The organism is Peribacillus deserti, from assembly GCF_002863585.1.
GTDB lineage: Bacteria > Bacillota > Bacilli > Bacillales > DSM-1321 > Paraperibacillus > Paraperibacillus deserti_A.
In genome coordinates, this window is record NZ_PGUY01000017.1 from 105,470 (window position 1) to 130,492 (window position 25,023).

At 40.2% G+C, this 25,023-nt stretch carries 28 protein-coding genes and 1 other annotated feature (1 of these 29 running past the window's edge); of the genes, 5 read left to right on the forward strand and 23 right to left on the reverse strand.

Annotation, left to right across the window (positions count from 1 at the left end; translation table 11 throughout):
- Positions 1-227: a binding site (T-box leader), on the reverse strand (it extends 8 nt beyond the left edge of the window).
- 94 nt (positions 228-321) lie between these two features.
- From CUU66_RS06330 to CUU66_RS06385, 12 genes are all read right to left on the reverse strand, one after another.
- On the reverse strand, positions 322-780 hold the full coding sequence (locus tag CUU66_RS06330; RefSeq protein WP_101640832.1) for an SRPBCC family protein: 459 nt from the start codon (positions 778-780) through the stop codon (positions 322-324).
- Positions 781-1,606: 826 nt separating this feature from the next.
- The gene (locus CUU66_RS06335) at positions 1,607-1,837 is read right to left on the reverse strand and encodes an excisionase family DNA-binding protein (protein WP_101640833.1); all 231 of its coding nucleotides are present in this window, start codon (positions 1,835-1,837) and stop codon (positions 1,607-1,609) included.
- A 140-nt stretch (positions 1,838-1,977) separates the two neighbouring features.
- Positions 1,978-2,259 carry a YkvA family protein gene (locus CUU66_RS06340; protein WP_101640834.1) on the reverse strand — a complete coding sequence of 94 codons (282 nt, stop codon included), beginning with the start codon at positions 2,257-2,259 and terminating at the stop codon, positions 1,978-1,980.
- A 20-nt stretch (positions 2,260-2,279) separates the two neighbouring features.
- Entirely contained in the window at positions 2,280-2,669 is a 390-nt protein-coding gene (locus CUU66_RS06345) for a sporulation protein (RefSeq protein WP_101640835.1), read from the reverse strand.
- A 42-nt stretch (positions 2,670-2,711) separates the two neighbouring features.
- Positions 2,712-2,837 carry an FbpB family small basic protein gene (locus tag CUU66_RS06350; protein ID WP_101640836.1) on the reverse strand — a complete coding sequence of 42 codons (126 nt, stop codon included), beginning with the start codon at positions 2,835-2,837 and terminating at the stop codon, positions 2,712-2,714.
- Positions 2,838-3,133: 296 nt separating this feature from the next.
- On the reverse strand, positions 3,134-3,760 hold the full coding sequence (locus CUU66_RS06355) for a GNAT family N-acetyltransferase (protein WP_101640837.1): 627 nt from the start codon (positions 3,758-3,760) through the stop codon (positions 3,134-3,136).
- Between the two features lie 23 nt (positions 3,761-3,783).
- Positions 3,784-4,035, reverse strand: coding sequence for a hypothetical protein (locus CUU66_RS24035; RefSeq protein WP_101640838.1), 252 nt, complete (start codon positions 4,033-4,035; stop codon positions 3,784-3,786).
- Between the two features lie 49 nt (positions 4,036-4,084).
- Entirely contained in the window at positions 4,085-4,696 is a 612-nt protein-coding gene (locus tag CUU66_RS06365) for a TetR family transcriptional regulator (RefSeq protein WP_257967916.1), read from the reverse strand.
- Positions 4,668-5,924, reverse strand: a complete 1,257-nt coding sequence (locus tag CUU66_RS06370; protein ID WP_180955181.1) for an MFS transporter — start codon at positions 5,922-5,924, stop codon at positions 4,668-4,670. The genes CUU66_RS06365 and CUU66_RS06370 overlap by 29 nt, the downstream gene beginning before the upstream one ends.
- A gap of 147 nt (positions 5,925-6,071) precedes the next feature.
- Complete coding sequence (locus CUU66_RS06375) at positions 6,072-6,806, reverse strand: SGNH/GDSL hydrolase family protein (protein WP_101640841.1); 735 nt, start codon at positions 6,804-6,806, stop codon at positions 6,072-6,074.
- 182 nt (positions 6,807-6,988) lie between these two features.
- The gene (locus CUU66_RS06380; protein WP_257967917.1) at positions 6,989-9,151 is read right to left on the reverse strand and encodes an ABC transporter permease subunit; all 2,163 of its coding nucleotides are present in this window, start codon (positions 9,149-9,151) and stop codon (positions 6,989-6,991) included.
- 52 nt (positions 9,152-9,203) lie between these two features.
- On the reverse strand, positions 9,204-11,096 hold the full coding sequence (locus tag CUU66_RS06385; RefSeq protein WP_101640843.1) for an ABC transporter permease subunit: 1,893 nt from the start codon (positions 11,094-11,096) through the stop codon (positions 9,204-9,206).
- 192 nt (positions 11,097-11,288) lie between these two features.
- Between CUU66_RS06385 and CUU66_RS06390 the strand changes: the two genes are divergently transcribed.
- Both CUU66_RS06390 and CUU66_RS06395 read left to right on the forward strand, forming a co-directional pair.
- On the forward strand, positions 11,289-12,236 hold the full coding sequence (locus tag CUU66_RS06390; RefSeq protein ID WP_180955182.1) for a serine hydrolase domain-containing protein: 948 nt from the start codon (positions 11,289-11,291) through the stop codon (positions 12,234-12,236).
- A 133-nt stretch (positions 12,237-12,369) separates the two neighbouring features.
- The gene (locus CUU66_RS06395) at positions 12,370-14,748 is read left to right on the forward strand and encodes an immune inhibitor A domain-containing protein (RefSeq protein ID WP_101640845.1); all 2,379 of its coding nucleotides are present in this window, start codon (positions 12,370-12,372) and stop codon (positions 14,746-14,748) included.
- Positions 14,749-14,807: 59 nt separating this feature from the next.
- Here the strand turns inward: CUU66_RS06395 and CUU66_RS06400 are convergent, their stop codons facing one another.
- From CUU66_RS06400 to CUU66_RS06440, 9 genes are all read right to left on the reverse strand, one after another.
- The gene (locus tag CUU66_RS06400; RefSeq protein WP_101640846.1) at positions 14,808-15,323 is read right to left on the reverse strand and encodes a DUF6933 domain-containing protein; all 516 of its coding nucleotides are present in this window, start codon (positions 15,321-15,323) and stop codon (positions 14,808-14,810) included.
- Positions 15,324-15,341: 18 nt separating this feature from the next.
- Positions 15,342-16,115 (reverse strand): 2-keto-4-pentenoate hydratase, encoded by a 774-nt coding sequence (locus tag CUU66_RS06405; protein WP_101640847.1) that lies wholly within the window; start codon positions 16,113-16,115, stop codon positions 15,342-15,344.
- 145 nt (positions 16,116-16,260) lie between these two features.
- Positions 16,261-16,803, reverse strand: a complete 543-nt coding sequence (locus tag CUU66_RS06410; protein WP_101640848.1) for a hypothetical protein — start codon at positions 16,801-16,803, stop codon at positions 16,261-16,263.
- 46 nt (positions 16,804-16,849) lie between these two features.
- Positions 16,850-17,116, reverse strand: a complete 267-nt coding sequence (locus CUU66_RS25200; RefSeq protein ID WP_308302468.1) for a hypothetical protein — start codon at positions 17,114-17,116, stop codon at positions 16,850-16,852.
- A gap of 19 nt (positions 17,117-17,135) precedes the next feature.
- Positions 17,136-17,423 carry a DUF4176 domain-containing protein gene (locus CUU66_RS06420; protein WP_101640849.1) on the reverse strand — a complete coding sequence of 96 codons (288 nt, stop codon included), beginning with the start codon at positions 17,421-17,423 and terminating at the stop codon, positions 17,136-17,138.
- A 31-nt stretch (positions 17,424-17,454) separates the two neighbouring features.
- Positions 17,455-17,661 carry a hypothetical protein gene (locus CUU66_RS06425; RefSeq protein ID WP_101640850.1) on the reverse strand — a complete coding sequence of 69 codons (207 nt, stop codon included), beginning with the start codon at positions 17,659-17,661 and terminating at the stop codon, positions 17,455-17,457.
- 18 nt (positions 17,662-17,679) lie between these two features.
- Positions 17,680-19,014, reverse strand: coding sequence for a T7SS effector LXG polymorphic toxin (locus tag CUU66_RS06430; RefSeq protein WP_101640851.1), 1,335 nt, complete (start codon positions 19,012-19,014; stop codon positions 17,680-17,682).
- A 4-nt stretch (positions 19,015-19,018) separates the two neighbouring features.
- Complete coding sequence (locus tag CUU66_RS06435; protein WP_101640852.1) at positions 19,019-19,303, reverse strand: YwqI/YxiC family protein; 285 nt, start codon at positions 19,301-19,303, stop codon at positions 19,019-19,021.
- Positions 19,304-19,366: 63 nt separating this feature from the next.
- Positions 19,367-19,720, reverse strand: coding sequence for a YwqH-like family protein (locus CUU66_RS06440; RefSeq protein WP_101640853.1), 354 nt, complete (start codon positions 19,718-19,720; stop codon positions 19,367-19,369).
- A gap of 319 nt (positions 19,721-20,039) precedes the next feature.
- On the opposite strand from CUU66_RS06440, the gene CUU66_RS06445 reads away from it, so the two are divergent.
- The 3 genes from CUU66_RS06445 (at position 20,040) to CUU66_RS06455 (ending at position 22,655) form a co-directional block, all read left to right on the forward strand.
- On the forward strand, positions 20,040-20,258 hold the full coding sequence (locus CUU66_RS06445) for a hypothetical protein (RefSeq protein WP_101640854.1): 219 nt from the start codon (positions 20,040-20,042) through the stop codon (positions 20,256-20,258).
- Between the two features lie 311 nt (positions 20,259-20,569).
- Positions 20,570-21,529, forward strand: coding sequence for a D-2-hydroxyacid dehydrogenase (locus tag CUU66_RS06450; protein WP_101640855.1), 960 nt, complete (start codon positions 20,570-20,572; stop codon positions 21,527-21,529).
- A 151-nt stretch (positions 21,530-21,680) separates the two neighbouring features.
- Positions 21,681-22,655, forward strand: coding sequence for a bile acid:sodium symporter family protein (locus CUU66_RS06455; protein WP_101640856.1), 975 nt, complete (start codon positions 21,681-21,683; stop codon positions 22,653-22,655).
- 42 nt (positions 22,656-22,697) lie between these two features.
- Here CUU66_RS06455 and CUU66_RS06460 read toward each other — a convergent pair whose 3' ends face one another.
- Positions 22,698-23,810: a threonine aldolase family protein gene (locus tag CUU66_RS06460; protein WP_101640857.1), complete on the reverse strand. Its 1,113-nt coding sequence runs from the start codon at positions 23,808-23,810 to the stop codon at positions 22,698-22,700.
- Between the two features lie 114 nt (positions 23,811-23,924).
- Complete coding sequence (locus CUU66_RS06465; protein ID WP_101640858.1) at positions 23,925-24,239, reverse strand: hypothetical protein; 315 nt, start codon at positions 24,237-24,239, stop codon at positions 23,925-23,927.
- Between the last annotated feature and the right edge of the window lie 784 nt (positions 24,240-25,023).

Below are 25,023 nucleotides of genomic sequence, written 5' to 3' on the forward strand. Positions count from 1 at the left end.
CGATTATGATCGCGGTACCACCCTAGTTGTAAACACAGTTTACCTCTTGATTGCAATAACGGTTTAATCCGTCTTCCCTAGTAAGTGAGAGAAGAAAGCTCCAGGAGTGAAATTCATCTTAACATATGTACCGGCTTCCACCATGCTGTTTGGAATGCTTTCCCGCAGCCCCCGGCTCTCTATAACAGTGAAGTTAAAACTACTATAATTCCCATCAACGCTTTATTAATATTTTATTAGAATAATTAAAGGTATTTCTTGATTATAGTGAGGTTTGAAAGATCTGTCAAATGTTTTTTGATAATTTAGACATCTTGAACCTTACACACTTATAGCCGGCATGGTTTTACCAGTTTCGAGCAGACTTTTTAGATTGCTTAGAATAGCAGGCCAGCCATTATTTAACCCGGCAAACGTATCATCCGCTTCCACATAATCTACCGGCAGTAAATTCTCGTGCCTGAGGGTCAACTTAACGGCCCCACTCTGAGGCTTTAAATCGAAAGTCACCACGTAAGGCGTTTCACGCGGTGTATCATCCGCTGCCCCTTCCCAAGTAAAAGAAAGAAGGCGATTCCGCTCAATTTTTAGTATCTTCCCAGAGACATCAAGGCCGCCATCTTCAAGAAGATAGGCAACTCGAGAACCTTCCTTCCAATCAGATTTAACGATTCTGCCAAAAAAATATTTTTTGGTAAATTCACCATCCGTAATCCTCTGCCAGACTTCATCTATTGTAGCCGCAATGTACGTTACGTACACAAAAGCTGGTGTACTCATGATTATTTTCCTCCTAAAGTATATATCTATCATTAATTAACTGGCTCTAGAAGTGATAGAAACTGAGGGTGCAGCTATACATACCAAAATAGGGTTAAAAGAGGGTTATAAGCAGCAAAAACACCCGATTTTATATTCAAATCCTAAGTATAATTCATTTCCGCCTGTCTCTGTACCTTTATTAAGTAACCGGCTCTAGAAGTGATAGAATCTGAGGGTGCAGCCATTACATATACAAAATGGGGCTAAAAGAGTGCTAAAAGCGGCTAAACACCCGATTTTATATTGAAATCCTAAAGTTTTATTCATTTCGGACTGTCTCTGCAAATCGGGTAATGGAAAATACGCTCCATCTGTATAGTTATCTTCAAAATAACCCTAACAGCAGAATCTTATGCTTATGTTTTAGAGGTTTATGCTTATGTTTTCAGGTTTTATGCTTAACTTCCATACTTTTATGCTTATGTTTGAAGGGTTTATGCTTATAGGCAAGCTCTCTATGCTTATTAGGAGCCCCTTATGCTTAAGAATATGGTTTTATGCTTATCAAGGACCTGTTATGCTTAGATATTACGGTATATGCTTATCACGTCACTCTTATAGTCTACGTTTATTCCTAACCTATCATGTTCACCAATAATCTCATATATCCACTGAACCATCAAGCTGCATATGGATCATGACCTCCTATACTTAACGATTAGTCTGCAAGTTGTGCTGCCCATTAATGTCCTGCGATGTCAACTAAACCTTAATGCACACTAGAAAAGCTGCTCATAATCAGTATAGATTTATTAGATGCCTCCAGCTTCATTCTCAACAGACTCTAATCCTCATCCTTTACATCCATATCCTCAGGAATCGGTTCATTCAGCCACTCTGCAAAAAGACTTTTATACTTTTCCAGTTGTTCCAGGTGTGTGGAGAATTGGTCCTTGTTAATGAGATACTGCTCCCCGTCATGCAAAGCCCGGATTTTCTTTTGAAGCACCAGACTCTCTATGTAATTTTCAGGCATAGCGAGATAGTCTGCTGTTTCTTTTATCGTAAGATACACAACTCTTCACCTCTTTTTTACCTACTATAGCTGTTTTCAAAGAAATTGGAAACTCTATTCACGAAAAAAACAGCATAACCTTATTACCCGGATATGCTGGTTCTTTTCTTTATTGCACGTCTCTTCTTGGCACTAAACTACTATCTGCCGGTCAGCCCATGTTTCTCTCTTAAGGACAGGGGAGCCGCTTTAATCATCCGGTCTACAACAAAACCGGCCAGCACGACATCATCCACTATTCCAAAAATGCTTAGGAAGTCAGGAATTAAATCAAAAGGAAAGAAGGCGTAGGTGAGTATTAATAATAATCCGAAAGCTTTTTTGCTAGATGGAACTTCCTTTGTCAAAAAGAAATCTCTTAAGAACGGAATGAACTTCCAAAACTTCAGAACAAATTTAATTCTTTTTAGAAACCGAAACATATAGATCGCCCCTTCCGTGTTTATTCAATGATCTGAATCCTATCGAGGTCCCGGCTCTCTACTCCTTCGTCAAAAGTTAGCTTCGTCTTAAATCGGTACGAAACTTCCTTTGATGAAATAGGAACAGAATCCGGCAGTTTAAATGTGAATGATATTTTATTAGTTTCCTCTGCTTTAATAAGCTGTGTTGTCAGTATGGTTGCTGAATCAATCACGTTTTCAGCATCAGCCGCTTTATCCGTCATGACCAAATCACAATCAATCCGTTTAATTTGCTGTTCGATTGTACCGCCTTTTATAAGAAAATATCCGTGAACTGCATCACCTGGCTTAAACGTGTCCTTTTGTAAAATAAGATCAATCTTTGCTGAGCCTACTCCTATTAAAGACATATATTTTCTTAACAACATTCGTTTTCCTCCATTATTAATAGTGACTTTTACAGATACTAACTATTTATAGCTTACATATTTGTCATCAATGCGTCGTTCAAGCTGTTCAAGCTGAACTTTATCCTGCAGCAGTTCTTCCTTGTTTTTCTTTACAAGCTGAGACAGAGATAATTTCTTTTTTTTCATGTAACTACACTCCCATTCATGTTAATTTTATTAATCACGCATTATATGTTTGAATATTGCCCTCCTGAAAAGAGCGATTTAGTCAAATAAAAAACCTCTACCAGCGGTGTGGTAAAGGTTTTGGATACAAATAAAGACCTTTACCGGGTGGGTAAAGGTCTTGCTAACAACGTATACGCTGCCAGCAAAGCCGGGAGAAAATCTCCGAAATGACGACTCTGCTGTAAAAGCTACTCCCCTTTAGGAGAACTATATTCGACTATTTGTACTTATCATAATATATCTTAAGAGAAATGTCAAAGGGTGTGAAGTTGTTTGGGATAGCGTGCCGCTACATTTTTACGTGCGATTATTAGGCCGTCATGCACCATGTACTTCGGGCGGTACTTATGAATCAATCGATGCTTTAATCGCACACTTTGTCCTTCAGCTACCCAGTTTCCGTGCTCTTTTTTTCCTTTAAAAACACTGACAAAATAATCTTCTTCCGGATAATCCCCTAAATATGAAAATCCATTCCGCACATAAAATCGTTTTAATTTTTCATTGCCGGCCCAGCAATCTAAAAAAAGCGGTTTATGTAAAAGCTCGGCAGCAGTACGGGCAAAGCTTATGATCTGGGCACCAGCTCCTTTTCCCTGATAACGCGGCAAAATAGCTATTTGAGCAAGATATAGACTGTCTGCCGGTATGTTCAGATACTTTAATTGGTCAATTCCCCTCATACAGAAGGTACCAGCCAGCTGTAAATCGTTCAATAATTTATAACAATTCCCCTGCTTAATATCGCGCTCAATCTCTTCTTTCTCCCAGGGGTAGGTCCACTGATTTATTCCTCTTTGGTGCAAGTCCATTGTAACCTTATTTAATAGCCTAGTAATATCAGGTACGTCCGCCGTTTCCGCTAATTTAATCTCCACCATAAAAAAACTCCCTATATAGTAGATTAATTCCAATAATTCTTCATCAACTCTGAAACCATCCTGGCATCTAATTTCTCCAACCGGGCAGGAATTTCTTCATCACTGATTTGATGTCCATCACCGGTGTCCCGTGCACGGCATCTAAGTCCTTTACATTTCTGCCCTCCTTCTTCAAGAATGTTATTATGGGGCTGCCGATTCAATCGTTTAGCATCATTCAACTCAGCTGGTTCATTTTGTTTTTTATATAGTAAGGCAAAGTTCTGCTTATCCACAAAGAAAACCCTCTAATTACATAGAAGGTTTTCCTTTCATTGCATCTGCCTATTCCACTTGAAGCACTTGTTTTAAGTACATTTTTAGACCCTGAATCTGTTCCTTAACATAAACTCTATCATGCTCATACTTATTTAACGTTAAACTCTGAAGCAAAAGCCCGTCATTAATATTTATGATAAACATAACAATCGCTTCAGTCGGCTGGATAGGTTTAAACTCACCTGTCTTCATGCCATTTTCAATTAAAAGTGAAAAATTCCGAATGGCAGTTTCTCCCCTTTTTAAAAGGTAAGAAGAGCGCTCTTCTTTTCGAGTACTAAAAACAAAGTATTCGAATTGGACAATTCCAAAACCCACTCCAGGTTCTAACAATCCGGCCTCCACTTCTGCTAAGTAATTCTCGATAGCAGCCCAGGCCGTTTTACTTTCACCAATAATCTTTTTTATCCAATTTTCAAATCCCTCATCATTACGGTCCGTAATCTGCCGGAACATTTCATCTGTACTGGAAAAATACTGATACACTCCGCCTCTGCTTAAACCTGAAGCTTCCACAATATCTGTCATTGTTGTCTGATCGAACCCTTTTTGGATAAACACTTTTCTTGCGGTATCCAGAATCTCCTGCCTACGCTTCTCTTTGTATTCCTGGCTCACTTTCGGCAAAGGTGACACTTCCTTTTATTCCTGGTTTTACAATAGCGGTCCCAATTCCTATTAAGACTAGCAGTCCGCCGGATAAAATAAACGCAGCTTTAACGCCGATTCCTTCCACAAGGACCCCGCCTAGAATCATTCCAATGATGGAAGCAGCTGTAGCTACACTATTAATAGTACCAAAAGTCCGTCCGCTCATGTGCACGGGTGTATTTTTTTGAGCCATGACATTAAATGGAATAAACACGGACGCCGCTGCAAAACCTGCTAAAAAGAAAACAGCTGGCATCACGATATTTAATGTAATAATCGGCAGGTTAACTAAAAAGACGATGGAAGCAAAAGCTGCACCCACTCCGATGGCTCCGAATGCCAAATACCCGTTCACCGATGAAATTTCTTTTTTGCCCAGGTAGGCTGACATCACGAACATGCCAGCACCTGATGCCGACATGGCATACCCTACAAGATTAACAGGTTCTCCTGGAATTTCCCGAAGCAGAATCATGATCTGTGTATCTGCAATCTGTAACACTAACAAAGCCGAACTTAAGATTAATAATCCAAATAACACCGCAGGCATGGTTTTAATGAAGGCAAAGCCTGCTTTCATTTCCTTGAACATTCCAGCTTTTTTTACATTTTTATTTTCTTTTACTTTTTCTATGTTACTGCTGTTCATTCCTAAAAGCAGTACAGCAGATATCAAAAAGGTTGCTGCGTCTATATAGAACGCAGGCTTCACTCCAACAGAGGCCACCACCAGGCCGCTTATCATTGGTCCAATGATTTTACTCCCATTATCAATCATTGAACTCAGAGAAACTGCCTGCTGCATATGCTCTTCAGATACGATTTCTTTAATCTTTCCATTCTTCGACGGGAAAAATAATGCTGAGAATGAGCTTTTTATAAAAAGCAGTATATAGACAGTCCACAATGAAGGTGCAAAAACAACCCCGAAAACCATAATGGCACGAACAATATCTGATATAATCATCAGTTTTTTTCGGTCATATTTATCAGCAAGCACACCTGCAAAAGGGCCGAATACAATCATAGGTACTGAAAAACACAGCATCAAATAGGTCATTTCCATCGGGCTTGCCTGCCAATTAATGCTGACTAGCGCCATTAATGCCAGTATATCCAGCCAGTCGCCGAGACTTGAAACCACCTGTGAGCTGATTAGATATACATACTCTTTACTTTTAAACAAAGCCTTCATTTTCTCATCCCCTAAATAAAATGACATCCTTGTCGTTATTATAAACGACAAGGATGTCGTTTATCAAGCCTATTTTAGGAAAAAAATACCAACCTCATCAACGATAAAAGCCAGTCCATTAGAGACTGGCTTTTATCCATTAAATCCTTATTTCTTTTTAGCTGGTGCAATGTATTTCCAGAACTCTGACGCCACAGCTTTATATCCGGCTTCACTTAAATGGATATCTAGCGGGTTAGGAAGGTATTCAGCGGTTTTCTTTGCAATCAGCATGTCTGTGGCTACAAAAGTATCTTTGTTATCTTTAGCAGCCTTTTGAATTTCAGCGTTAAATAGTTTTAGCAGTGGCAGAAGTTTAGCCTGTTCCGCTGCAGACAAACCCGGATAAGGATTGTAATATCCCATGACATACACTTTTACCCGCGGATTTAACGAATCAATGGTCTTTAGGATTGTTTGGAGATTAGCTTTCACAGCTGCAATAGCTCCAGCCGGATCAGTAGATAATTTCGGCAAAAGGTCATTTGCCCCTATATCGATTGTAATATGTGTCGCCTCTTTAATTTCTTTTCTGATTTTTTTACTCTTGGTAACATCATTTTTCACGTTTTCTGAAGTATAACCAGGTACTCCAAAGTTATCAAAATCAGCCAGCTTGTACTTATTTTTCACGAAATAATCTGCAATAAAATCTGTGTAGCCATAATCTACATACTTGTAAGGCGTCTGCCCAGCTGCAAGTGAATCTCCTAGAGCTACATATTGCACCTGCACAGGCGGTTTTTCAACCTTTGCCTGTGTTTTAGCAACAGCATTAAATGGCAGGGCGGCAAGCAATGCCCCTGCAGTCAGTAAGCCAAGCGCTTTTTGTTTGTAATTCATCTCTTTCTCCCCCTTGGTATAAAATACCTATTACCGAACACTTTTTTAATTCTTTATTATAAGTATATTGTCCTTCTTAAAGAGCCGACGAAATGTAAAACATTTTACGACAGAATCCAACAGCGGAACCAAGAAAAGAGGGACCTTTCATAGGTCCCTAACATCTCTGCACTATTAAACTTCTAATATGAATTAGCTCTTTTGCTGATGAAATACTTCCTGTATTCCTCAGATAACTGATCAAGAGGACCGTATACTTTCTCTATTGCTTTTAATGTGAGCGCATCCGTTTCCTCAGCCTTCTCCCAGCCTTCTTTGTCGATATGTTTATTTTTCTTTAATTCTTCAGCAAAGGCTGTGAACTTTTCAATTCCTTTCTCTCTTACTAAATAGCTGGTTAGTAATGTGCCCGATGAAAGCATTTTCCCTATATTCTTACCAGTAAGCGTATTAATTTGGTCTATTGGCACAGGGATTTTGACAGTTCTAAGAGCGTCCGACTCGGTTACATCCATAAAGTCAAAATTAAAAGAAAACCCATTCCCATCATCTTGAACAACATTTTTTAAGAATGTCCCAAATCCCTCCTCCATATAGACTGAGGCATTATCATTCGTTAAATCAGCGAGCATTTTATCAGCGAGCTCATCCGCCAGTATGGCCAGGGTGGTTTCCATACCCTGCTCTTCATCCACTGAAACTTTGATTGATTCGCCCGGCCTGCTGTATCGATCTGCAGGAAAGGTTGGAACGGTAGCGGACAATTCCTCTACTGTTGGATATAGTTTGATTGTAATTTCCCCAGGTTTCCATCCAAATTCCTGCTCGTACAGGCGGACTAACGATATCGCTTCCATAAGTGATTTATCTGCCTTTTCTTCAACATCCTTACTATAATAGACGGATATTGTATTATAGGACTTTTTCTTAAACGGAGGATCGTTTAGTTTCCAAGTTTTATCCGATTTAATTAAAGAATAAGTCACTTTATAGTTTTGCGGCTCGGATTCTTTTGCCTTCAAACCGACTATCAGCTCAATAGTACCCCGCCTGGCCGACATTACATCCACCGCTCCTATATCAACGGAAAACTCCCAGCCATGCTTCTTTAAATTGATTACATCCCGAATCCAGCTTTTCTGTTCTTTATAAAAGATTTTGTTGGATTTGTTTTGGAAAGATAAAAATGTTTTGGCATCATTCTTATTTATTGCAGTCAGCATCGGCTGGAGCTGCTTTTTAATTTTACTATTTGAAACTAGCATACTTTGATCGCCGGAGCTCTCCGCCTGCACTCTGGCACTTGCTGAAAGAAGCATTTTTTTAACAGGGTCTTCATTGTTATGAAGATATACTGCACAATAACCAGCAAATAAAGCAACCATAGCAATGATTTTCCGCTGGCTGAACAATGATTTCAAAAGGAAGTGTACGGCATTTCTAAGGTTAAAGCTGCTGCTAATTGCAAATCTTCTTTTGACCCTGCCAGAACTCCTTTTCTCCTCAAGGCTGTCCAGCCACTCCTGCCCGCCTTGATAAAGAATAAAGAAAGGGGTGTAAATCAACAGCAGTGCTACTGCCAGCACCATCGGCTTAAAATCCAACCCAATATAGTAAGTAAGCCCCCTTGTATTAAAAATATATTCAACAATATATAAAGAGGACATAGTACCCCAAATGACGATCTTAGAATGATGGAAGATGGAAGGAAAGATGTTTCTAAATATGTGAACCCTTAATATCCGCAGCCTCCCCATTCCTTTTGCTGATGCATATTCTGTATACGGCTTCGATAACTCCTCTTCAGCCAGCATCAAAATTAATCGGTACAAGAAAATGGCCGGCAGAATGGAAAGAGTTAGGATGGGAGCCATATAAATGGTTTCTTCGCCGACCACTGCAAACTTAAACAGGAGAATATTAGTCTTCTTAAAAATAAAAACGATTGACAGCTGCAGAAGAACAGCAACTAATAAATCCGGCATAGCTTCCAGAATACTTAATATACGTTTAACCGGGTTCATAACGTAAGCGGGCAGTAAAAACGTCAGAAAAGCCAGTAATAAAGCTATGACAAACCCTATCAGGATGGCACTGATAAAGATTTTTGCGGAGTAAATATAAGGCTCCTTTAGAAATCCAATGATCGGCATAGGCTCGTTTTTATAATAATAGATCCAGTTTTCACTCTTCAGGAACACTTTTACAAACTCATAGAATTTTTGTAAATAAACAGGAATGTTATAGATATTACCGGATGCTATCACAGTTGGTACAATACTTACAAACAAGATACCGATTATGCCTAGTATATAATAGAAAAGAATTCTAATAGCTTTTACCATCAAACCCAAAAATATAGTCCCCCTATTCTTTTATGAAGTTCACTGGCGCCAATCAGCCACTGATATCCATATGATTTTTGACCAGCAGAGAGAATGATGTTTCAGATGGAACCTGCTGTTGACTTGTCTTTTCCTGCTTTTCTCTGATTCGTTTCGGTACAAGAACCCCAACTTTTCTTTGCTGCACTTCCTTGACTCCTTGAACGATGAGCTGCATAGCAATTATACAAAGCATAAAAGCGAGCAGAGCAGGTACGACCAGCCAGTACTTGCCATATCCAATTGCATCCTTAGCATCACTCATAATCCCAGACCACTCGAAAGTTACACTTCGTGGCGGATCAGGAGTTTCACTGACTGAGACAAGGGTTCCTCCGAAAAATAAGTGAAATAGACCAAGGTGTACAAATATGAGCAGAACTTGTATAAATTGCTGGCCAAATAGGATAAACAGCCTCGAGGCAAGATGAGGGAAGATATGCTTCCAGAGAATATGCCGGTCGTCCCCTCCCAATATCCTTGCGCTTTCAATATACATTTGCTGAGAAATCAGCCTCATTTCGTTGCCAATCAGAACCGTTGTCAGCGGTATAACGATCAAACTCAATATCACTACCTCTAGTACAATACGCTCCAATAAGGAGAATTCCCAGTTGCCTCCACCCATATCCCATAAAATAGGCGACAATAAAACAACCGCAATCAAACTCAACGGAAGAAAGTGAATAGAGTCTACTACTTTATTAATAAAGTTGCGCGTCCGGTCCTTTAAGTGAAAGGTGTAGTGAATGGCGAGCATAAAACCCCCTGCCACCCGTAACAGTGCAATTATCAACCCGAATAAAAGTGTATATTTGGCACCTACAAACAGCTGGTCCCTTATACTCCTGCCTCCTCCATCCGATCCGAACCACATATAAGAGGAAGGCGGATGAGGGGCTGAACTAAATACTTTGCCGTGTCCATCCGTCAAGAGCAGTGTCTTTTTAATAGGAACCTCTTTAAATATTGACCAGCAGATGCTAAATACTAGCAGCCCGAATAAAAAAGCAAAGCCGACAGTGAATTTTGGATTCGCGAAGTGGGTCTTAATAGTTTCTCCAGCGCGAAGAAGACGTTTTTTCCAGCTTTCTTCTGGGGAAAAGCGGTCATTTCCAGAATCAGCCCACAGCTTCGCACCATGATAAAGGATAAAGAAAGGTGTAAATATAAATGATAATGAAACAGCAATGAGGATCGGGCTGAAGGACGAGGCCATGTAGAATGTCATCCCTTTGCTTACGTATAGGCCTTCAACACCAAATAGACCCGCCACAGCTGCCAATAACAGAGTTCTTGACTTAGAAAGGACATCTGGGAGGTTAAGCAGAATACTATTTTTAATTAAAGCCAGAAAAGCACCTATACTCATTTTGACGTCTGGCTTTTCATCCTTCTTTTCCAGAGATAGAAAAATTCCAAGCAGTACGACAGCCGGGATAATAGACAGGGTCAGTATGGGTAATATGTAAGGTTTCCCGTCCGTGTGAACCCCTAATTTGTGAATGACAAATATCACTGAGAATCCAGCCAAAAGTCCCGTCAGCAATTCTGAGAAAAAGGTGAAGATTTTTTTCGCAAACAGCCTCACATTAACAGGCAGCAAAAAAGACAGCCGGGTAAACAAAAGAGCCAGCAGAAGGCCTATTAATAATGCGCTTACGAGAATAAACATTGAATATAAGTAAGGTTCTTTAATGAAGTCTAAAATGGGAAAGGAGGCTCGCTTATAGCTCATAATCCAATTCCCTGGATGTATGAATGTAGGGATCAGCTTCAATAATTCCTCGACGTAGCCGGTAATATGGAACAGTCCTTTTTCAATAATCACCTTCGGAATGACACTGATCAGTAATATTGCGATAAGACTTAATACATAAATCAAAAGTATTCTTACGAATTTCATATTTTCCCCCCAGACAATTGGTATCCACGTATATACTTCCGTACTAAAACACAGCTGATATATATTAGACGACTGCCGGTCGTAAATTGTTTCATTTTTATTTAATTTTTCTTACAATTATGACAAAACCTTCCTATCGAAAGAGTAAGAAAGACATTTAACAGCCATTAATTCAATACAGGGGAGATCTATTTGGATTTATCATTTTTAACTAAAGAGCTACAGAAAGAAAAGATCAATAGCTTCCTCATTCTGCAAAATGGGAAAAACGTATTCAGCTACTACAAAAACAAAAAACAATCCAATAAGCTGCACAAGATGAATTCTTGTACGAAGAGCGTAATGTCCCTCCTGATAGGAATAGCCCTGGATAAAAACTTTCTGCAAAGTATCCAAACACCTGTTCATCAGTTCTTCCCTAAAATTTTTGCCAGCCAGACAGATGGAAGAAAGATGGAACTCACTCTCTATCATTTAATAACCATGACGGATGGACTTGACTTTCCTGAATTTGGGGAGTGGGAGAGCTTTGCACCAATGGTCTTTCATCACGACATTGTACAGTTTGTCATTGACCGCCCGATGATTCATACACCTGGAAGCCATATGAACTATAACTCTGGGTGCTCTCATATTCTATCAGCCATTTTGCAGCAGGCAACGGGGGTAAAGACCGAAGACTTTGCAAGGGAGCACCTATTTAATCCTCTGGAAATCAAAGAATATAGGTGGTACCAGGACCGAATGAAAATCAATAAAGGTGCGGACGGCCTGGTATTAAAAGCAGAGGATATGATAAAGCTGGGGCAATTAATGCTGCAAAACGGGATATATAATGGAGAAAGAGTAGTTTCTGAGAATTGGATTCGGTCCTCAACTGCCCCCAATCTAGTGACGTATGAGAATATCGGCCATTACGGCATGCATTGGTGGGTAAACAGGCTGAATAAAACCAGACATTTTTCCAAGGAAAACAACTACTACTTTGCTCTGGGCTTTGGCGGTCAATATATTATCGTTGTGCCTACTAGAAACATGGTCATTGCAGTGACAAGCGATATATATGCTGATAGCTTAAGGCCGATGAGGATTATTCGGGAAAACTTACTCAACCACCGCCAGCTAGGTCTTTATGACTGATTTTTTAAAATATATTGGTAACTATGGAAAAACATAGTAATTATGTCGGAATTTGATGAATAACTTCTCTATGAATATCATAATTTTTAAAATATTATGATAGTGTGATTACAAATTACTAGGGGGTTATTCATTGAACAAGTTTTTAAAAACCGGTCTAACATCAGTGGTTTTTGCAGGTACACTTTTCTCCGGACTTCCATCTATGGCAGGTCCAGTGCAAGCTGCTTCACCAACTAAAACCGAAGCCACATCTCATTCACACGGTTCTTTGGATATGGCAATAGTAAATGATGAGAAATTACTAGAAGCCCTAATTAAGCGCGGAGAAATCTCTTCCAAAGCTTCAGAAGCGAATAAACAAAAAGCACTTCAAAACTATTTAGATTTGAAAGGCAAAGAAACTACCACTTTAAAGCAATCAGACCCAATTGCCTCGAAAGCTAAAGCTGCCGAAGCTAAAAAACTAAAAAAATTCAAAGAGTCAAAAGGCAAGAATCCAAAGATTAGTAAAGCAATTCCTGATCGGGTTAAGGAAAGTAAATCGCCTGGAGTGGTGAAAGAAGGAAAACTTTTAACATTAATGGTTGAGTTCTCCGATGTTAAACATAATAGTATTAAACCTGAGGATACGGACAACTATTATGAAGATTTTAATACAGAACACTACGAAAATATGATTTTCGGGGAAAAAGGCGATTTTAAAGGCCCTAATGGTGAAGATCAAATTTCACAGAAACAATTTTATGAAGAGCAGTCTGGCGGTACTTATACTGTAGAAGGACAAGCATATGGCTGGTTACAGGTACCTGGAACTGCTGAGTTTTATGGTAAAGATGGTAAAAGTGGGCATGATAATGTTACACCTGGCGGGTCGAAGCAGTTAGTTGTCGATACGTATGCAGCAGCCCAGGCTGCAGGAGTTCCTTTACAAGATTATGATTTAGAAGATCCACATGATTTAGATGGAGACAGCAACTTCTGGGAGCCAGACGGCCTTGTTGACCACCTACAAATTATACACTCAGGAATGGGTCAGGAAGCTGGCGGCGGTGCACAGGGTGATAATGCTATCTGGTCACATCGTTCTGCTAAGTTCAATGATCTTGATGGACTAGGCAAAGGGCTTCCAGGTTTCTATGATTACACGATGATGCCTGAAGATGGTGCAACAGGGGTATTCGCTCACGAATACGGCCACGACTTAGGCCTTCCTGATGAGTATGATACGATGTACTCAGGTACTGGTGAGGCTATCGGATACTGGTCTATCATGGCAAGCGGTTCATGGGCAGGTAAAATCCCTGGTGCAGAACCAACTGGATTCTCTCCGTGGGCAAAGCAGTACTTCCAATCTACTTTAGGTGGAAAATGGACAGCTCCTTCAGTTTTAAATTGGGACGAAGTTTCTACAAAGGGAACGCAATTTTTACTTGATCAGGCAAACTCTCCACTTGGTCAAAACAATCAAGCGGTTCGAGTAAATCTGCCTAAAAAGAAAACACCAGTAAATACTCCAGCTGCGGGCAGCTACGAATACTGGGGCGGACAAGCCGATGAAATGGATAACAGCATGGTTACCTCAGTTGACCTTACAGGAAAAACTTCTGCAACCTTAACTTTTGATGCCTGGTATGATATGGAAGAGCAATGGGATTTCGCATTCGTTCAAGTGTCTACTGACAATGGAGCAACTTGGAAATCACTAGGAAATGCTAACACTCGTAACGATGTTGTTCCTGAGGGATATCCAACGATCCTTAATTCAATGCCAGGACTGACCGGAAACTCAAACGGATGGCAGAAGCAGTCCTTTGATCTTTCAGAATACAATGGCCAAAAAATTCAGCTGCGCCTTCGTTCCGCTACTGACTGGGGCACTTCAAATGTTGGATTCTTTGCAGATAACATTAAAGTAGTCGCAGATGGAGCAACATTGATGGATGACGGAGCTGAAAATGCTACCTCACCATTTACACTAAAAGGTTTCCAAAAGTTTGATGGAAATAAGTATTCAGATCACTACTACCTGCTTGAGTGGAGAAACCACAAAGGTGTTGACGAAGGTCTTGCCCACATCGCACGCGGCGAGTCCCTAATGAGCTATGATGGCGGATTAGTAGTATGGTATGCAGATGATAGCTTTACGGAAAACTGGACAGGTATTCATCCTGGCGATGGCTACCTTGGAGTTGTGGATTCACACCCTAACACTAACCTTCTATGGGATATGGCAAACGGCTCTCCAGCTGTTCAAGCTAGTACCCGCTACCATATCGCTGACGCTGCTTTCGGTTTAAACCCAACTACAGGATTAAACGTGAATTATCCTGGAGTACAAACTCTAACACTTACGAGTCAGCCAGCTGTTTCATTATTCGATGACAGCAACTCATTCGCTAACACATTTATGCCAGATGCCGGACGTAAACTTGGCAAATACGGCCTAAAAGTCCGCGTAAACGGACAAGCAAAAGACAAATCAGTCGGCTCTATAGTAGTATACAAATAAGATTAATAGTTTTATAGCAAGAAAACCCCATCTGTACAATTTACAAATGGGGTTTTCTTCTATTCCAAAAATTCTTCCACCAGCTTATCTTTCATTTGATTCACTGAGTAACCTTTTATATTCATAAAAACCATACGGTTATTTCTATTATTTAAGAGCAGCGGGTCATTTTCTATTATCTCTTTTCCTCCACGATAATAGAAGGCCTCCGTATATTTAATGAGTTCTGTCATGCTTCCCAAAACGCTTCTGCTGCTGGTCTTTGTAAAGATTATCTCGTCCGCCTGTTTCAGGTAGGCATCTACTATATCCCCGCCAAAGCCCTCTGCCAATAAATTTTCTTTTAACGTATCCCTAATTAGATCACTGATATTATTGAGGTCCTTCTTGATCACTCCGATTACTGTGCAATTATAGAGGGTTACATCATTTATAAAGGTTATGCATTTATAACGGCCTAATTTAAACATATTCATATGCCAATGATACAAGCCATTATCTATGTCTCCATTATAAACGGATACGTCTTTCCCTATTTCTTTCATCAGTTTCTGAGTTGTACCGATAACAAACATTCATCCACCTCTTTACCTCTACTCGACCACTTCAAGCACTACCTCGCCGAACACATCAAACACTGCGCGATATGTACCAACTTTTAGAGGGATTGGACTTATGAAAGTTCCTGATGATATAATCATTCCCTTTTGAAGTCTTTTTCCTTGGGAGGATAAGATCTTATTCAGCCAAACTACAGCGTTTAGCGGATTCTCCAATACAAAGCTGGATTGCCCCTCAGCGACAGTCTCACCATCATGGTAGAGTGTCACAGATAAATTGTCTAACAGGGTTCCTGAATTAACCTTAATCGGCTTGCCCGCGAGAATTTTTCCTGTTACGGCATTATCCATAATCAACTCGCCAATTGAGATTTTCGGAAACCAGTTTTTAATGCGGCTGTCCGGAATTTCCAGTCCCGGCGCTATCATGGTTTTTCCAATAATCTCTACCGGATCAGCGTATGCTGAGATATCCTCGGTGACAATGAACATTAACTCTGCTTCCAGTAACGGATCGAAAAAATCACTTCTCCTTAATTCACCTTCTTTTACCAGTGTTTCTTCTGTTAACGTTCCATATACCGGATCATCGGTATGAAATACATCCTGCAATCCTTTGTTCGTCAGACTAATCTTATAGCCTGTAATCCGTTCATTTTCACTTTCTAGCTTTCGATGTATGTATTCATCCTGAACTTCATAGAAAGCCTTACTATCTGTGAAGCCTTTGGTATCTAAAGCTGTGAGCGGTTTTCTTTCTTCCCGGGCTGATAGCAGCGCTGTGACAATTTCCTGTGTTTTAGTCATAAAGACAAACCCCTTCCATTGTATTTAATAACACACTACTACAAAAAACAGAAAAATCAAATAATATGCATGTCGATATAATTTTAGTTCAGATTAAAAGGGCCTCATACATAAGCTGTATAAGGCCCTTTAGATACCATCCTGCTCAGTTAATTTGATTAGGTGTGTAATTAACATTAAATTTTTTAGTGACTTTTTTCATTTCTGTATGATATTCTTTAAGCATTTTCTGGTATTCAAACAGCTTTTCATTAGACTTTGCAATTAATTCTTTGTCCTGCTTTTCCAGTGCCTCTTTTTGAAGCGCCAAGGCTTCCTGGAAGGTTTCGGTTGTCTTAATCAGCTGCTGAGTTGGTTTTTCTAACTCTTTTATTCCTGGTTTGATGTTTTTTGCTTCATTAACTGCCTTATCGTATGCCGGGATTGTTGTATTTACCAATTCCTTATACATCGTATTATCGTCCGTGTAATTGTCCCCTGAAACAGAGGATAGAGAATGAAAGGCCTCTACTTCATAATCGGATGCTTTACTTATTTTGTTATTTACATAGTCCAGGATAATCTTTTGCTTTTCTTTAACTGATAATTCAGCTTGCTGTTTTGCTTTAGTGTCCTGCCCGGAGGTATCTCCCGCACTGCAGCCGGTCAAAAGTATAGCTAGGACTAAGCACCATGTTATATATTTCATATGTATATCCTTTCTGCTATAAGGGCCCTTTTAGTACCCATTCTCCTCACTTGTACTTAGAGACCCTCAAAGGAATCGTAATAATGTAAAGGTCAATTGCATAAATGGTGACCCAGATGCCTTTTCCTTGAGCCTCCAGCTCGTTATTTAATTGAGACAAATGCTGAGAAACCTTTCTAACGCCAAACCGTTTTGGAAACCATGCAAAAACATGCGGCACTTCATGTTTCCGGTTATACCATTTATGCAATCTGTAAAACATAAATAATATGACAATAATCAATAGGCTATTAAGCAAGGTCCATGCTGACATTATTCAACTCTGCCTTTTTCTAAATTTTTGATAACCGGTTTCTATATTCTAATTCCTCTGTTGTTTCGAGTCCCTTAAACATCAACTGGTGAATTTGGTCGTGATTAAAAAATATATTATATTCGCTCGATATATGGCCGTGCGGGTAGGGGCAGGCAACATAATCCCAAATCGTTTCACTGTTATTTTGTTTTTGTTTTCTTCCATAAACCATAACAGGCTGCTTTATCTGCTTTACAAGCAGGACTGATCCGATTGGCAGCAATTCCGTTCCTAAAGGAAGACTAGCTGAAAGCAGGTCGTCCATTTTAACAGCTCCTTTCTTTCATCTTTATTATTTACTGATTCATTCTATTAAAAATTAACGACACGATTTTATAAAATATAAATACAAATAAGGGCATGCCTACACAAAAAACTAGAGTAAGAATCCCTTTCTCTTTAGCAGTACCAGTTACCCCAAACCAAATAGCAAGCAAACTGCAAGGAATGGCTATTGCACAAAAAATAACTAAGATCTTTCTAAAAATATCTAAAGAAAACATAACTTCCTCCTGCCAATCCTAATCCTTTTCTACTCCAAATTTTACACCTAATCCGATACCAAGTCCTGCATTTACTTCATTTACTAATCCAAATTGCGCCTCTCCGCCAATACTGCCATAGGCAGCCTCGCCTCCAATAACCAAGTTCCAGTCGATGGCCGGCAATGGGATTTTTACTTCTCCTTCAGCTTTAGCCAAATCGGCTTTCGCACCAAACGCAAAATGGCCATCCTTTACCTCTACACCCACCTTAGCTTCTCCTACTTTACCATGGAGCTTTCCGTAGTCATGATCAACACCTAAATCTATAAAGGTAGCCGCGGCTGAGGCTTCTCCTCCAATTACTTTACCATAATGAAGCTTAGCTTCTCCTCTCACCATTTCTTGATGTATATTGAACTCCCCGACTTTAAAGCCTGCATCTATTAATGTTCCTTTTGCCTCGCCGCCAATTTGATTAAAGGTAACAATGTCCCTTCCCAAAGTTGGCATATTAGCGGGGACTTTTCCCTCAACGTTATAGGTAAAAGCATTGGCAAAAAGACCGTCTTCACTTGAAAGTCCAGTATAAGCACCAGATTTACTTAATTCGTAGTGACTATCTGAATGTACTTTTTGACCAGAATTTGCTTCAATATTTACTGCTGTTAATGGAATATACCCAAATAAAACGGCAGGACTAGGCTTTATACTAGAAACTAATAAATTCCTGGAAAGAAAGCCTGTTAACTGCAATGAAGAATAATTCCCTATTGTTAGTCGGCCAGAAGAAAGCTTTGATTCCATTTCCCCAATATACAGATTAAGCATTTGCAGCTGGCTTATTAATTCCTGTAAGGAAGCACTTTGCTGATAGTCAAACTCTTCTAATTGATCGACGGTTTGGTCAATAGACTCCTTGGAAAGCTTGATGTTCTGAATGACCCCGGAATCATCTAGATTTGGAATGGAGGCAATATCCTGGATACCTGCAATGACCTCATTCGCTTCGTTTGTAATTTCTTCTGTACAATTATTTGCTTTAGCTAATGAATGGGTCAATTCATTCTGTAGAAATGACTGCCTGATAAAGCCGGCCGGGGAGGATTCTATTGAATGAAGGGAGTTCAGGCATGCTGTTAATTTGCTTTCGTATTCATCAAACAGCTGATTCGTCTTTTGCAAGAAGGGCTGGTGACAGTCTTGATAAAAGGATTTAATGGAGCTTGCACCATTACCTTTAAAGCCGTCATCTAAGTGGATCATTTCAAGTATCGATTTCTCAATTGCCTTCATCGAGCTTCTTTTCTCATCAATCGACTGGACTATTGTATCAATGCCATGCTCTAAACTATTAACATCTAAGACTTTCATGCGCTCACCTCATTGGAACATGGCCAAAGGATGAAGACAGCTGTTCGTCTGTTTCTTTCATCACTTCAACCGACTTCTTTGTCATCGACTCATTCTTTAAAAGCAAAGATTTATAGTTTTGCAGAACCTGCTCAAACAATTGATTAATTTCTAGAAGCGCATTTACTGCATCCAGTTTATTATTTTCGGCAACAGACTGCGGGAGCACGGGATCCAGTGAATTAGCCGCCCCCTGCATATTGGCTAGGACCTGATCCACACCGGAATAGTTAATTTTTATTTCACTCATTCACACCACTTCTTTTTATCAATTTTTATAAGCCTTAGTATATTCTTAACGTATATATGCCGGCTACCTTTCCAAAGCTAGATCCGACCTGATTGAATCAATACAGCTGTTGTAATACTGAATTTGCGATTGCAATTCACTGATTTTAGCCGCTATCGCGAGAAATACATGTAGAAACTGACTCTCTTTTAACTCATCATAAGCGCTTTGCAAAGTGCTGCGTACAGATTCAAAGCCTTCCGCTAATTCTCCGCTCCATGTATTGCTTGAAAGCTCTGGCTGAAAAAACAAATTTCTATATCCAGCCAATTCATCCTTGTATCCTAAAAGCTTAGTCCTAGCGTCCTGGAGACGCCTGACTTCCTCTTCCTTCTGGGCAATCAGCCCGTAGTAATAGCTAAGTAAATTAACATCCATCACACCATCACCTTATACAAATAATTAAAGCAATCGCAATCTAAAACCTATTTCCTAATTAATAACAATTAGATAGCTTAATACTAACTTATTAATTATAGGCTGTTCAAATACATCCCCATTTGTTGGTAAAAATGTGCATATTGTACTATAACCCGATTTTGTTAAACTCAAAACAAAGTCCCATACATTTTTTGCTCTCATAAAACTTTTTTACTACTATCAGAAATTGGTTATTCACATTTTTTCTCACTAATTGGATATACTAATTGAAGTCCTATGGAGTGGTTAAGATGAGAAGAAGGAGCGACCTCAAAACATGCAAGATAAAGACAACTATACAAGTGAAATTAAAGCGTCAACTGACAGCGATGCGGTAGATGTAAGTATGCTGGGGACAAATAGAAAACAAAATCCAGATATTAAATCCAAAGGCAGGGGGCCCATCATTATTAATGATCCTGAAGCCACCTCTGTAAATCGTGCGATTTTTGAAAATGAAAACCAGGAGTATTATGATGGTGACCAATATCGTTAAATTTCTTCAAGGGTCAAGCTGCAGCTTGGCCTTTTTATTTGAGGTCCGCATCACTTTCCGCAGGTCTCTCCCCCTCAAAAATCCAAGAATCGTGCATATATTCCAAAAATCGTTCAAAAAAGATAAAAATCGTGCATATACCTCGAAAATCGTTCAAAAAAGAAATAAATCGTGCATTTTCCTACAGCAACCTTCCATATGCACCCCTTAACTTTGACACACCTCCCGCTCTCCAAAGCCAAATCATTTTACAGCTCTCCCCTCTCCTCTGGTACAATTATTTCAAACCCTGTGAATAGGAGACGAAAAGGATGACAAAACCAAAGCTCATTATCGGACAAAATCTTGCTAGTCACTATGTAGAACAAATTCAGGCAGTTATTCCGGATTGGGAGATTATTGTGGGCAGAGACTCTTCTATCTGGAAAGATGATTTGGCCGATGCCGAAATTATCGCTGGCTGGAGAAGAGAGATGGAGGAAGGACTGACAGGGGAAACTACGCTTAAGTGGCTTCAAACCTGGAGCGCTGGTGTGAACTATCTTCCCTTAAGCGACCTTGAAGAAAAGGGCGTTTCTGTCACAAGTGCCAGCGGAGTTCATGCATATCCTATATCTGAGACCATTTTTGCTTTGATGCTTGCGCTGACAAGAAAAATTGATGCATACATAAGGAACCAGCAGTCCAAGACCTGGCATAATGCCGGTCTAAAGCTAGAAATTCATAATAAAACAGTAGGGATTTTAGGGGTAGGCGCAATCGGCAGGGAAACCGCAAAGATTGCCAAGGCCTTTGGAATGACAGTGCTTGGCATGCGTTTTTCCGGACAGCCGGAAGATTATGTGGATAAAATGTTTACACCCGATCAGCTGGGTTCCCTGCTTCCTGAGTGTGATTATATTATTAATACTTTGCCGTTAACTAACGAAACGCATCACTTAATCGGTAAAAAACAATTCGAGCTCATGAAAAATACGGCCTTCTTTATCAATATTGGACGAGGAGATACCGTTATTGAAGAAGAATTAATTTCAGCTTTAGCTGAAGGAAGCATCGCTGGTGCAGGTCTGGATGTGTTTGAAACGGAACCTTTACAGGAAAGCAGTCCCCTTTGGGAGATGGAAAATGTGATCATTACACCGCATACGGCTGGTGCCACCGAGTATTATGACCAGCGTGTAGTCGAAGATATTTTTATCCCTAACCTAAGACAGTATCTATCAAATGAAAATCCATCCATTAATTCGGTTTGTTTTAAGAAGGGCTACTAATCCTTCCTATAGTTATAAATTTGAGCGGCTCTTCGTAAAGAAGAGTCTTTAATTTATCCCCACCATAAATACAGTAAATTCAGACTATTCCAGTTGTTAATATTTTATTCTATAATGAATCATTAATTCGACAATTTTTGGGGGGAATACATTGAAAACGTTAGAACGAATGAGTCAATTTGTAGGTAATACCTTCGCCATCTGGGTGCTGATTTTCGCCGTGGCAGCATTTATTTTTCCATCCGGCTTTACCCGGATCGCTCCCTACATCGTTCCTCTCTTAGGGATTATCATGTTTGGTATGGGGCTGACGATTTCCGGAAGTGATTTTAAAGAGGTCTTCAAACGGCCAAAGGATGTTTTGATCGGTGTTGCTGGACAATTTTTGATCATGCCTTCCCTAGCCTTCCTGCTGGCAAAAGCCTTACAGCTTCCCCCGGAAATTGCGGTAGGAGTCATCCTTGTAGGCTGCTGCCCTGGCGGAACCGCTTCAAACGTCATGACGTTTCTGTCAAAAGGAGATGTCGCCCTATCGGTGACGATAACATCCATCACGACTGTTCTTGCTCCTATCGTTACTCCTGCGCTGATTTTATTGCTTGCAAGTCAGTGGGTGCCTGTTGATTCCGGCGGACTTTTTCTTTCTATCGTTAAAATTGTGATTCTGCCAATTGTTCTAGGCTTAATCGTGAAAAGAGTATTCAGTAAACCAGCACAGGCCAGCGTTAAAGCCCTGCCGCTTGTTTCCGTCATTGCTATTGTTGCTATTGTCGCGGCAGTGGTATCAGTCAGCCAGCAGCAGATTGCAAAAACAGGACTGACTATTTTTGCTGTTGTCATTCTTCATAATCTGCTTGGTTATACATTAGGATATGGATTTGGCAAACTGTTTAAAATGAATCTATCAAAGAAAAAGGCCGTAGCCATTGAAGTGGGCATGCAGAATTCCGGCTTGGGTGCAGCCATTGCCACAGCCCATTTCTCACCGCTTTCAGCAGTTCCAAGCGCGATTTTTAGCGTTTGGCATAATATTTCGGGACCCATTCTTGCAACAATCTTCAGCCGAATGAGGGAAGACAAGCCAATGTCTTCACAGGTGAAAAAATCACACAACCCGCCTGCATGATACATATAGAAAAGGCCGTCCACAGACGGCCTTCTTCTATTATTATGTCAAAGGAATTTCCTCTTTCAATTCTTTTAATCTCGTATCCAACAGCTGAAATGCTTTTCCTAATTCATCCTTTGGCAGGTCAGCATATGCATCTCCAACACTTAATTCAAAGTAACATTCATTCTCGTTCAGTTCTTTTAAATAACTGGTTAACCCAATCCCGGTTTCTTCGTAAGTTTCAATAAAAATAGGCTCAAGCTTCTTCTTCGGCTGAGCAATATGAACATGGAACATATTTGAAACAGGCTCCAACGGCTTTGTAGAAGTAAACTCACATCCGTTGAACAGAGCAGCAAATTCCTTTGCTTCCTGATAATATTGTTCCATCTTATGTATCCGCTTTTCGAAATAATAATCGGAACTGATGAAGTAAGGATATAGGCTGATTAAATCCCCGCCATGGCGCCTTTTCCAAATCTTTGATTCTTCGGTAAACTCTTTGCCCCCGGCCAAAATGGCACCTGCAACTCCACCGATCCCTTTGTAGAAAGAGACATAGACACTATCAAACAGTTCACAAATTTCCGCCGCTGTCTTTTTATAATAAGGAAGAATTTCAAAAAGCCTTGCTCCATCCAGCTGTAATTTGATTCCTTTATCACGGCAGTAAGCAGAAATGGCTTCCAGAGTTTTATAATCGGGCAGCTGTCCGCCAATTTCACGCTGAGGGAGTTCCAGCAATAAACAAGCAATATCTTCGTTAAGGCTCACCACATCTTCCAGGGAAATCAGGCGGTCTTTATCTGCGAGCAATATAGGTTGTATTCCGTGTAATTCCTTCAGCCCGTCTTCTTCATGAATCTCAAGATGGCTCAAAGGATGATAAGCTACTTTTTTAATCCCTTTCTTATCACACCAGATTCTTAGCGCAATCTGCTGAGCCATCGTACCGCTCGGGAAAAACACAGCGGATTCTTTGCCGAGATACTTTGCCATTTTTTCCTGAAAGTCCTCTATACTCTTGCCGCTCCCATACATATCACTTTCCGCTTGAGCATCCACTTCACTAAGAGCTTGCTTCAAGATCCCCGCATTTCTTTTCCCATGGCCACCTGCCTGATAGGCGGTTTGTTTGAAAGCGTTTAATAACGTTTTATTTTCATTCATCCTCATTACCCCTTTTTTGGCTTCGTCCCTGTACCAAAATGTATTCACTGCTGCGATAGTATGATTATCTCAAATCGATACAAAAAAGAATATGAAAAATCTCTTAAGAAATGTTCAGCTCCCCGTCAGAATATTGATGCCTATCTCCACTCCACTCTTACACGTAATAACAAACGCCACCGAACGCCACTGTTTAGGCTCGTGATGATAGACATCTTCAATATGAACGATTTCTTCTATAGTGAGCTGAAAATTGGACCTCGAATCTACACTGCTGATCATTAAAACCGTTTTTCCCGAATTCAGCCGAAAATTCGGGATGGTAAAGACGTTAAAAACTGCGTGATGTTTTATTGCTATTTGAATTTCGTGATTGTCCGCATATTGTCCCAAAACGCTGATAAATTCGTTTAACGATGCTGCGGCCATCTGCTCCCCTCCTTCCTCAAAATACCTCTGTATCCAAATTTTATATATACTTTATCTTAAACTTATGGCACTCTACAAAAAAAAGTAGCACAAAAAGGCAGAACCCCGGGAATCCGGCTTCTGCCTTCAAAAAAGAATTAGTTGTTTTCAACTTTTCCCTTGTTAACACCCAGTTCATCCGTAGGACCAACATACGCAGGATTTAAAACAAGGGGATTCAGGGAAACTCATTAGCCGGCACATATATTTTTTATTGGTTCTTTTCTAAAAGATTGTCTTTTAATAGTTCTGTGAACCTACCCTATTCTTAAAAACAGGTTGATTGGAATGTAAGGTGCGAGACTCCTGCGGGAGCAGCGGGTATTGTCCGGCTCCAAGGCTTTAGACCCTCGAGTCATAAGCCAATCAGTCCATGAGAAGAGAAACCGCTTCTCACGGCCTGCTTGTCTTATGCTTGGCTAACCATAAGTGCGACTAAGCTTCTGTCTTCGCTAACGCTTGCCAATCAGCAAGTCTTCTTTATCAGGTCTCTGCCTTCCCTAAAATTTTGTGTTGATAAAAGATGAGCTTATCATGCGAGTTCTTAACAATGTTAATGGGGAAGGCACCGCTTTCCGCTTTTCTTTTTGTCCAGCTTCGGACTGACACCGCGGGTCTAGCCAATCGCCATTAAAAGGCAAAATCGGCCTTTTACTGCCGCTAGTCTTATGCCGGGCTAACGCACGATGCACAGGATGTGCGAGCCAGGCGGGGCCACAGGACGTGGCGTTACGAGCGTGGTAAG

What these genes read in the sequence shown, in the direction of transcription:
- CUU66_RS06330 (WP_101640832.1), bottom strand. Translation starts at nt 780, where the DNA reads ATGAGTACACCAGCTTTTGTGTACGTAACGTACATTGCGGCTACAATA.
- CUU66_RS06340 (WP_101640834.1), bottom strand. Translation starts at nt 2,259, where the DNA reads ATGTTTCGGTTTCTAAAAAGAATTAAATTTGTTCTGAAGTTTTGGAAG.
- CUU66_RS06345 (WP_101640835.1), bottom strand. Translation starts at nt 2,669, where the DNA reads ATGTTGTTAAGAAAATATATGTCTTTAATAGGAGTAGGCTCAGCAAAG.
- CUU66_RS06350 (WP_101640836.1), bottom strand. Translation starts at nt 2,837, where the DNA reads ATGAAAAAAAAGAAATTATCTCTGTCTCAGCTTGTAAAGAAAAACAAG.
- CUU66_RS06355 (WP_101640837.1), bottom strand. Translation starts at nt 3,760, where the DNA reads ATGGTGGAGATTAAATTAGCGGAAACGGCGGACGTACCTGATATTACT.
- CUU66_RS06370 (WP_180955181.1), bottom strand. Translation starts at nt 5,924, where the DNA reads ATGAAGGCTTTGTTTAAAAGTAAAGAGTATGTATATCTAATCAGCTCA.
- CUU66_RS06375 (WP_101640841.1), bottom strand. Translation starts at nt 6,806, where the DNA reads ATGAATTACAAACAAAAAGCGCTTGGCTTACTGACTGCAGGGGCATTG.
- CUU66_RS06380 (WP_257967917.1), bottom strand. Translation starts at nt 9,151, where the DNA reads ATGGTAAAAGCTATTAGAATTCTTTTCTATTATATACTAGGCATAATC.
- CUU66_RS06385 (WP_101640843.1), bottom strand. Translation starts at nt 11,096, where the DNA reads ATGAAATTCGTAAGAATACTTTTGATTTATGTATTAAGTCTTATCGCA.
- CUU66_RS06400 (WP_101640846.1), bottom strand. Translation starts at nt 15,323, where the DNA reads ATGTTTGTTATCGGTACAACTCAGAAACTGATGAAAGAAATAGGGAAA.
- CUU66_RS06405 (WP_101640847.1), bottom strand. Translation starts at nt 16,115, where the DNA reads ATGACTAAAACACAGGAAATTGTCACAGCGCTGCTATCAGCCCGGGAA.
- CUU66_RS06410 (WP_101640848.1), bottom strand. Translation starts at nt 16,803, where the DNA reads ATGAAATATATAACATGGTGCTTAGTCCTAGCTATACTTTTGACCGGC.
- CUU66_RS25200 (WP_308302468.1), bottom strand. Translation starts at nt 17,116, where the DNA reads ATGTCAGCATGGACCTTGCTTAATAGCCTATTGATTATTGTCATATTA.
- CUU66_RS06420 (WP_101640849.1), bottom strand. Translation starts at nt 17,423, where the DNA reads ATGGACGACCTGCTTTCAGCTAGTCTTCCTTTAGGAACGGAATTGCTG.
- CUU66_RS06425 (WP_101640850.1), bottom strand. Translation starts at nt 17,661, where the DNA reads ATGTTTTCTTTAGATATTTTTAGAAAGATCTTAGTTATTTTTTGTGCA.
- CUU66_RS06430 (WP_101640851.1), bottom strand. Translation starts at nt 19,014, where the DNA reads ATGAAAGTCTTAGATGTTAATAGTTTAGAGCATGGCATTGATACAATA.
- CUU66_RS06435 (WP_101640852.1), bottom strand. Translation starts at nt 19,303, where the DNA reads ATGAGTGAAATAAAAATTAACTATTCCGGTGTGGATCAGGTCCTAGCC.
- CUU66_RS06440 (WP_101640853.1), bottom strand. Translation starts at nt 19,720, where the DNA reads ATGGATGTTAATTTACTTAGCTATTACTACGGGCTGATTGCCCAGAAG.
- CUU66_RS06445 (WP_101640854.1), top strand. Translation starts at nt 20,040, where the DNA reads ATGCAAGATAAAGACAACTATACAAGTGAAATTAAAGCGTCAACTGAC.
- CUU66_RS06450 (WP_101640855.1), top strand. Translation starts at nt 20,570, where the DNA reads ATGACAAAACCAAAGCTCATTATCGGACAAAATCTTGCTAGTCACTAT.
- CUU66_RS06460 (WP_101640857.1), bottom strand. Translation starts at nt 23,810, where the DNA reads ATGAATGAAAATAAAACGTTATTAAACGCTTTCAAACAAACCGCCTAT.
- CUU66_RS06465 (WP_101640858.1), bottom strand. Translation starts at nt 24,239, where the DNA reads ATGGCCGCAGCATCGTTAAACGAATTTATCAGCGTTTTGGGACAATAT.